Source organism: Neisseria sp. GT4A_CT1 (assembly GCF_000227275.1).
Taxonomy (GTDB): Bacteria; Pseudomonadota; Gammaproteobacteria; order Burkholderiales; family Neisseriaceae; genus Neisseria.
The window spans coordinates 135960-143623 of the sequence record NZ_JH164968.1; the positions used below are offsets into that span (position 1 = coordinate 135960).

A 7664-nucleotide genomic window follows, 5' to 3' on the forward strand; every position below is an offset into this window, starting at 1 on the left:
GACACAGCTGGCCGAATTTTCCGACTACCAACGTGTTATTTGGATGAACAGGATTTGACCGCTACCTGTCCGTCCCGTATGCCGCAGCCCGAAAGGGCAATAGTGAAAGCGCAGATAAGTGGAAAAAGATACCGACGCTTATCTCTGGTGTCCGCACAAGTCGGCAACCGGCTGATTGCTCCGATGGTTTATCAAAATACGATGACCGGAGTCTTTTTGAAGCGTGGTTTCAGCAATGCCTACTGCCCGCATTGACTCAAAAATCGGTGATTATTTTAGATAATGCACGATTTCACCGTATGGGTGTCTTACGGGAAATGGCGGAAAAATGGGGACATAAGGTATTACCTCTTGCACCTTATTCACCTGAGCTCAACCCGATTGAGAAGGTGTGGGCGAATATTAAGCGGTATCTGCGAACCGTATTGTCTGATTACGCCCGATTTGACGATGCATTACTGTCCTATTTTGATTTTAATTGACTATAAAATCGAAATTTGTCGTTGAGATTTCCATAACAAGCGTACCTCAAATTGAAAGGTTCAAATAAAAAGATCGTCTGAAAACCATAAGTTTTGGGTTTTCAAACGACCTTTTCGCTGATTCAGACAAATCAAATATCGTAAGTGGTCGATGCGGTATCGCCGCCTTTGCCTGTCCAGTTGGTGTGGAAGAATTCGCCGCGCGGTTTGTCGGTACGCTCGTAGGTGTGCGCGCCGAAGTAGTCGCGTTGGGCTTGCAGCAGGTTGGCGGGCAGGCGTTCGGTGGTGTAGCCGTCGAGGAAGGTAATCGCGGAAGCCATGCAGGGCATGGGGATGCCGCATTCGATGGCTTTGGCGACGACTTTGCGCCATGCGGGCAGGCAGTTTTCCAATACGCCTTTGAAATAGGGGTCGGAACCCAAGAACACCAAATCGGGATTGGCTTCGTATGCGTCGCGGATGTTGCCCAAGAACGCGCTGCGGATGATGCAGCCTTCGCGCCACAGAAGGGCGGTGTTGCCGTAGTTCAATGCCCAATCGTTGTTTTCGCTGGCTTCGCGGATGAGCATGAAACCTTGTGCGTAGGAGATGATTTTGGATGCCAACAGGGCTTGGCGCAGGGCTTCGACCCATGCGGCTTTGTCGCCGTCAACGGGGGTAACGGTTTTGCCGAACAAGCGGCCGGTTTGAACGCGTTGGTCTTTGAACGCGGATACGCAGCGGGCGAACACGGCTTCGGAAATCAGCGTCAGCGGGATACCTAAGTCGAGGGCGTTGATGCCGGTCCATTTGCCTGTGCCTTTTTGTCCGGCGGTATCGAGGATTTTTTCGACCAAAGGTTCGCCGTTTTCGTCTTTGTAGCCCAAAATCGCGGCGGTGATTTCAATCAGGTAGGAATCCAGCTCGGTTTGGTTCCATTCGCTGAAAATGCGGTGCATTTCGTCGTAGCTCAGACCCAAGCCGTCTTTCATGAATTGGTAGGCTTCGCAAATCAACTGCATATCGCCGTATTCGATGCCGTTGTGCACCATTTTGACGAAATGGCCTGCGCCGTCGCGGCCGACCCAGTCGCAGCAGGGTTCGCCTTGCGGGGTTTTGGCGGCAATGGCTTGGAAGATGGGTTTGACGGCAGGCCATGCGGCTTCGTCGCCGCCGGGCATGATAGACGGGCCGTGACGCGCGCCTTCTTCACCGCCGGAAACGCCCGCGCCGATAAAGCGGATGCCTTTTGCCGCCAGCTCGTGCGTGCGGCGGGTGGAATCGGGATAGTTGGCGTTGCCGCCGTCAATAATAATGTCGCCTTGGTCCAAAAGCGGGACAAGTTGCTCGATAAAGTCATCCACGACAGAACCTGCGCGTACCATCATCATGATTTTGCGCGGTTTTTCCAGTTTATCCACTAAATCTTGCAATGAATAGGCACCGATAATGTTGGTGCCTTTGGCTGCGCCGTTGAGAAAATCGTCTACTTTAGCAGTGGTCCGGTTGTACGCCACGACTTTGAAACCGTGATCGTTCATATTCAAAATCAAATTTTGACCCATAACGGCCAAGCCGATGACGCCGATATCGCCTTTCATTGATGGAAGCTCCATTATTAATTTAATTTATCAGCCGTAACTCTATCTGATTTACAGAGGTTTAACAATCCTTAACTATCTAATTTTTTGAAAAGATGCCTTTACGTTGCGGGCTTTGGCTGCGCGTTGGGAAACAAACTATAAATAAGATTTTAAATAATAAATGGATGATTATATTGAGTCGCGCATTTGTTTGTGTATAACTTTTATTCCTTTTTCAGTTCAATAAGTTGAATGCAGATTTTGAATGCGGATAAACTGCTGTTTGCCTTGTTTGCAGATGTGGATAATTTTGAAATCCGGTTTGGTTTTGTGTATAACTTTCCGGCTATACACACAGCCTGCCGGTTTTATACCGGGCTCAAACGGAACTGTCCGAAGAGATAAACAGTCCAATCGGTTTTCATGTTTCAGACGACCTTTTGTGTTTTTCAACCGCAGGTCTTCTGAAAAATATCTCAACTAAAAGGGAGCAGATATGAAATTTTCCTTTAGCTTAAACCTGTTGGTTGTTTTGGTTTTGGCAGCGTGCGCGCACCAGCCGATGCAGAAACCTGATGCCGCGCCTGTGCCGACGGCTGTGGATAACCGTGCGCCGGAACAAGGGACGGGGCTGACCGAGCAGAAATTGATCCGCGCCAAACATTATATGGCGGCGTCTGCCAATCCGTTGGCAACCGAGGCGGGATATGAAGTTTTGAAACGCGGCGGTAGCGCGATAGATGCGATGATCGCCATGCAGACCACGCTGGGACTGACCGAGCCGCAGTCTTCCGGTTTGGGCGGCGGTGCGTTTTTGGTGTATTGGGACAATAAGGCGAAAAAACTGACGACGTTTGATGCCCGAGAAACGGCGCCGAAAGCGGCAACGCCGGCGCTTTTCTTGGATGAAAACGGCAAGCCGATGGGCTTTATGAACGCAGTGGTCGGCGGCCGTTCGGTCGGTGTGCCGGGGATTCCGAAGCTGCTGGAAGATGTCCACAAGCGTTACGGCAAATTGCCTTGGGCAAGTCTGTTTGACAAACCGATTGCTTTGGCGGAACAAGGCTTTACCGTTTCACCGCGCATGGCGAAATCCATCGAGCAGAATCTGGAGCCTTTGAAACGTTATCCGCAAACCGCCGCGTATTTCCTGCCCGACGGCAAGCCTTTGGCAGCGGGAACGGTGTTGAAAAACCCTGAATTTGCCCGCTCCGTGCGTCTGTTGGCGGAAAAAGGCAGCGCGCCGTTTTATCAGGGGGCGCAGGCGCAGAATATTGTCCGTGCCGTTACCGGCGCTGTGGATAACCCCGGCAAAATCAGCATGGCGGATTTGAAAAACTACCGCGTTATCGAGCGCGAACCGGTTTGCGCGCCGTATCGTGAATACGAAGTCTGCGGCATGGGCGCGCCAAGTTCGGGCGCGATTGCTTTGGGCGAGATTTTGGGCGTCCTGCAAAATCAGGATATGAAGGCGTTGGGCGCGGAAAATATCCACAGTTGGCGCTGGATAGGCGATGCGTCGCGGATTGCGTTTGCCGACCGTGATTATTACGTCGGCGATCCCGCGTTTGTCAACGTCCCGACCCGTGCCCTGATTTCTCAGGCTTACCTGAAACCGCGTGCCGAAGAAATCCGCCAATCCGACAAGGCGTTGGAAAACATTCAGGCGGGTCGGGTCGGTAAGGCATACGCGCAGGGTATGGCGGTAGAGCTGCCGTCCACCAGCCATTTGGTGGTTGTGGATAAAGACGGCAACGTCGTGTCGATGACGACTTCGATTGAAAACGCGTTCGGCTCGGGACTGATGGCAAACGGTTATCTGCTCAACAATGAATTGACCGATTTTGCTTTCAACCCTGTCGGCGCGGACGGTAAAACGGTGGCAAACAGCGTGGCGGGCGGCAAACGGCCGCGTTCTTCGATGGCGCCGACCATTGTGATGAAAGGCGGCAAGCCTTATTTGGCGGTCGGTTCGCCCGGCGGCAGCCGCATCATCGGTTTCGTCGCCAAAACGCTGGTGGCGCATATCGACTGGGGCATGGACATTCAGGCGGCAATCTCTCTGCCGAATATGCTCAATCGCGGCGGCCAGTATGAAATCGAGGAAAAAACCGCTGCGACGGATAAAGCGATAGCATTGGAAAAACTGGGCTACAAAGTCCAAATCCGCGATTTGAATTCCGGCGTACAAGGCATTGTGATCGGCAAAGACGGTTTGCTCGGCGGTGCCGACCCGCGCCGCGAAGGTAAAGTCATGGGCGATTGATCACCGATCAGCTTGTGGATAAAAGGTCGTCTGAAATCCAAATTTGGGTTTTCAGACGACCTTTTTTATTGCTGGAGAAAAGCTATGGATAAAGTGTGTATAAAATTTGAGAAAAAATATAATCTTTTTATTTTTCAGAAGGATAGATTAGATAGCCATGTGGATAATCATGTCTGAAATATTGGCGGGAGATGGTTTTGTTTTATTGAAAGGTCGTCTGAAAACTTAAAACCAAGATTTCAGACGACCTTTATTCAATAAAAAGGCTGTGGATAAACAATCATCCACAACCTTTTTGTACGCTGTCTTATTTCAAGCCGCCGGCAGCTCGTGGAAGGCGGATGGCAAATTCTCATCGTCACCAAATTCCACCCATTCGTAAGCGGTTTCGTCCGCCAAAACCGCACGCAATAAGGCGTTGTTGATGGCGTGGCCGGATTTGTAGCCTTCAAATGCGCCGATAATCGGGTGTCCGACAATATACAAATCGCCGATGGCATCGAGGATTTTGTGGCGGACAAACTCGTCGGGATAACGCAAACCTTCCGGATTCAAAACGTCCATGTCGTCAATCACGATGGCGTTGTTCAAATTGCCGCCCAGCCCGAGATTGTGGGCGCGCATCATTTCTACTTCGTGCATAAAGCCGAAGGTTCGCGCGCGCGCGATTTCGTCGATGTAGGACTTGCCCGCGAAATCGATTTCAAAAGTGGGCGAGCTGCGGTTGAAAACCGGATGGTCGAATTCGATGGTCAGCGTCACTTTAAAGCCGTCATACGGCGTAAAGCGCACCCATTTGCCCGCCTCCTTGACTTCAACGGGCTTGAGGATTTTCAAAAACCGCTTTTGCGCCTTTTGATCGACAACGCCCGCATCTTGTAAAAGATAAATAAACGGCAGGCTGGAGCCGTCCATAATCGGGATTTCGGGCGCGTTTAACTCAATCAGCGCATTGTCGATGCCGTAGGCGGACAGCGCGGACATGATGTGTTCGATCGTGCCGACACGCACGCCTTTGTCGGTTACGATAGTGGACGACAGGCGCGTATCGTTGATGAGGTAAGGCGTAAGTTTGATGGTTTCGCCCATTTCGCCGTCCAAATCGGTACGGCGGAAAGAAATCCCGCTGTTTTCAGGCGCGGGGTGCAGGGTCAGCGCGACCCGTTCGCCCGAATGCAGCCCGACGCCGGTTACGCTGATGGATTTTGCCAAAGTTCGTTGCAGCATAAACCGCCTCCTTATTCAATAATTGGTTTGATGTTTGGATAATACGATAAAAAGGAAAAAATAATCCATTATTTTTAATAGTATTTGCTAATGTAGGTGTTTCAGAACCATAGATTTTTCAGACGACCCTTTGTACCGGTAAGTTTATCCACAATATGCCGTGTAATCCGAGTGGAAAAATCCGATTTTATCCACAGAAAAATTCAAACGATTACAGATTATCCGACTTTGTTCTCATAAAAAACAAAACTTGAACGCAGCCTTTAAATGAATCCAACAATTTGATTATACAATCAGTAATAAGGTTATCCACAAAACGGGGATACACTCATCACTATCATCATTTTTTAAATAATTACATATTAATTTTAAAAACAACCAAAATTTATCCCCAAATATGGGGACAAACCGTACCAATCTGCATTTTCAGACGACCTATTTCACGGTTTTTTTATTTAAATCAAACATTTTAAAAGTAGCATCGTGTAATTCTAGGTAGTAGTTTTATTTCAGGATACAATAGCCCTTATTGAAATTTATCCCTTTCCCTACTGACAGGAGTATCAAAATGAGCATCAAAGTAGCGATTAACGGTTTCGGCCGCATCGGCCGTCTGGCATTGCGTCAAATTGAAAAAGCCAAAGGCATCGAAGTCGTCGCCGTCAACGACCTGACCCCTGCCGATATGCTGCTGCACCTTTTCAAATACGACAGCACCCAAGGCCGCTTCCAAGGTACTGCCGAATTGAAAGACGATGCCATCGTGGTGAACGGCAAAGAAATCAAAGTCTTCGCCAATCCGAATCCTGAAGAATTGCCTTGGGGCGAATTGGGCGTGGACGTCGTCCTCGAATGTACCGGCTTCTTTACCAGCAAAACCAAAGCCGAAGCCCACATCCGCGCCGGTGCGCGCAAAGTCGTTATTTCCGCCCCCGGCGGCAATGATGTGAAAACCGTCGTATATGGCGTAAACCAAGACATTTTGGACGGCAGCGAAACCGTCATCTCCGCCGCTTCCTGCACCACCAACTGCCTCGCCCCGATGGCGGCAGTCCTGCAAAAAGAGTTCGGCGTAGTCGAAGGCCTGATGACCACCATCCACGCCTATACCGGCGACCAAAATACCCTTGACGCGCCGCACCGCAAAGGCGATTTGCGCCGCGCCCGCGCCGCCGCGCTCAACATCGTGCCCAACAGCACCGGCGCCGCCAAAGCCATCGGTCTGGTTATCCCCGAATTGAACGGCAAACTCGACGGATCTGCCCAACGCGTCCCCGTTGCCACCGGCTCGCTGACCGAATTGGTTTCCGTCCTCGAACGCCCCGTGACCAAAGAAGAAATCAACGCCGCGATGAAAGCCGCCGCCAACGAATCTTACGGATACACCGAAGATCAAATCGTTTCTTCTGATGTCATCGGTATCGAATACGGCTCGCTCTTCGATGCCACCCAAACCCGCGTGATGACCGTAGGCGACAAACAACTGGTGAAAACCGTTGCCTGGTACGACAACGAAATGTCCTACACCTGCCAACTCGTCCGCACTTTGGAATACTTCGCAGGCAAAATCTAAAAGATTTCGGATTGGGTAAACCAGTCTGTGGATAAGTAAGAGAAAAAGGTCGTCTGAAAATTTTTTCAGACGACCTTGTTTTTATAGTCAATTAAAATCAAAATAGGATAGTAATGCATCGTCAAATCGGGCGTAATCAGACAATACGGTTCGCAGATACCGCTTAATATTCGCCCACACCTTCTCAATCGGGTTGAGCTCAGGTGAATAAGGTGCAAGAGGTAATACCTTATGTCCCCATTTTTCCGCCATTTCCCGTAAGACACCCATACGGTGAAATCGTGCATTATCTAAAATAATCACCGATTTTTGAGTCAATGCGGGCAGTAGGCATTGCTGAAACCACGCTTCAAAAAAGACTCCGGTCATCGTATTTTGATAAACCATCGGAGCAATCAGCCGGTTGCCGACTTGTGCGGACACCAGAGATAAGCGTCGGTATCTTTTTCCACTTATCTGCGCTTTCACTATTTGCCCTTTCAGGCTGCGGGCATAGGGACGGAACAGGTAGCGATCAAATCCTGTTTCATCCAAATAAACACGTTGGTAGTCGG

The 7664-nt window shown here is 50.1% G+C and carries 4 protein-coding genes and 2 pseudogenes; 3 read left to right on the plus strand and 3 right to left on the minus strand.

Going from position 1 to position 7664, the window contains the following annotated elements; translation table 11 throughout:
• A pseudogene (locus tag HMPREF1028_RS13800) lies at positions 1-482 on the plus strand (transposase); the annotation flags it as partial.
• A gap of 131 nt (positions 483-613) precedes the next feature.
• On the opposite strand, the gene gnd reads toward HMPREF1028_RS13800, so the two are convergent.
• Entirely contained in the window at positions 614-2062 is a 1449-nt protein-coding gene (gene gnd / locus HMPREF1028_RS09385; RefSeq protein WP_003766527.1) for a decarboxylating NADP(+)-dependent phosphogluconate dehydrogenase, read from the minus strand.
• A gap of 478 nt (positions 2063-2540) precedes the next feature.
• Between gnd and ggt the strand changes: the two genes are divergently transcribed.
• Positions 2541-4310: a gamma-glutamyltransferase gene (ggt, locus tag HMPREF1028_RS09390; RefSeq protein WP_009312557.1), complete on the plus strand. Its 1770-nt coding sequence runs from the start codon at positions 2541-2543 to the stop codon at positions 4308-4310.
• 312 nt (positions 4311-4622) lie between these two features.
• On the opposite strand, the gene lpxC is transcribed toward ggt, so the two are convergent.
• Positions 4623-5537 carry a UDP-3-O-acyl-N-acetylglucosamine deacetylase gene (gene lpxC, locus HMPREF1028_RS09395; RefSeq protein ID WP_009312558.1) on the minus strand — a complete coding sequence of 305 codons (915 nt, stop codon included), beginning with the start codon at positions 5535-5537 and terminating at the stop codon, positions 4623-4625.
• Positions 5538-6105: 568 nt separating this feature from the next.
• On the opposite strand from lpxC, the gene gap reads away from it, so the two are divergent.
• The gene (gap, locus tag HMPREF1028_RS09400; protein ID WP_009312559.1) at positions 6106-7110 is read left to right on the plus strand and encodes a type I glyceraldehyde-3-phosphate dehydrogenase; all 1005 of its coding nucleotides are present in this window, start codon (positions 6106-6108) and stop codon (positions 7108-7110) included.
• A gap of 87 nt (positions 7111-7197) precedes the next feature.
• Here gap and HMPREF1028_RS09405 read toward each other — a convergent pair.
• Positions 7198-7664 (minus strand): annotated as a pseudogene (locus tag HMPREF1028_RS09405) (IS630 family transposase); the annotation flags it as partial.

Coding starts and splice junctions, on each gene's coding strand:
- gnd (WP_003766527.1), bottom strand. CDS start 2,062: ATGAAAGGCGATATCGGCGTCATCGGCTTGGCCGTTATGGGTCAAAAT.
- ggt (WP_009312557.1), top strand. CDS start 2,541: ATGAAATTTTCCTTTAGCTTAAACCTGTTGGTTGTTTTGGTTTTGGCA.
- gap (WP_009312559.1), top strand. CDS start 6,106: ATGAGCATCAAAGTAGCGATTAACGGTTTCGGCCGCATCGGCCGTCTG.
- lpxC (WP_009312558.1), bottom strand. CDS start 5,537: ATGCTGCAACGAACTTTGGCAAAATCCATCAGCGTAACCGGCGTCGGG.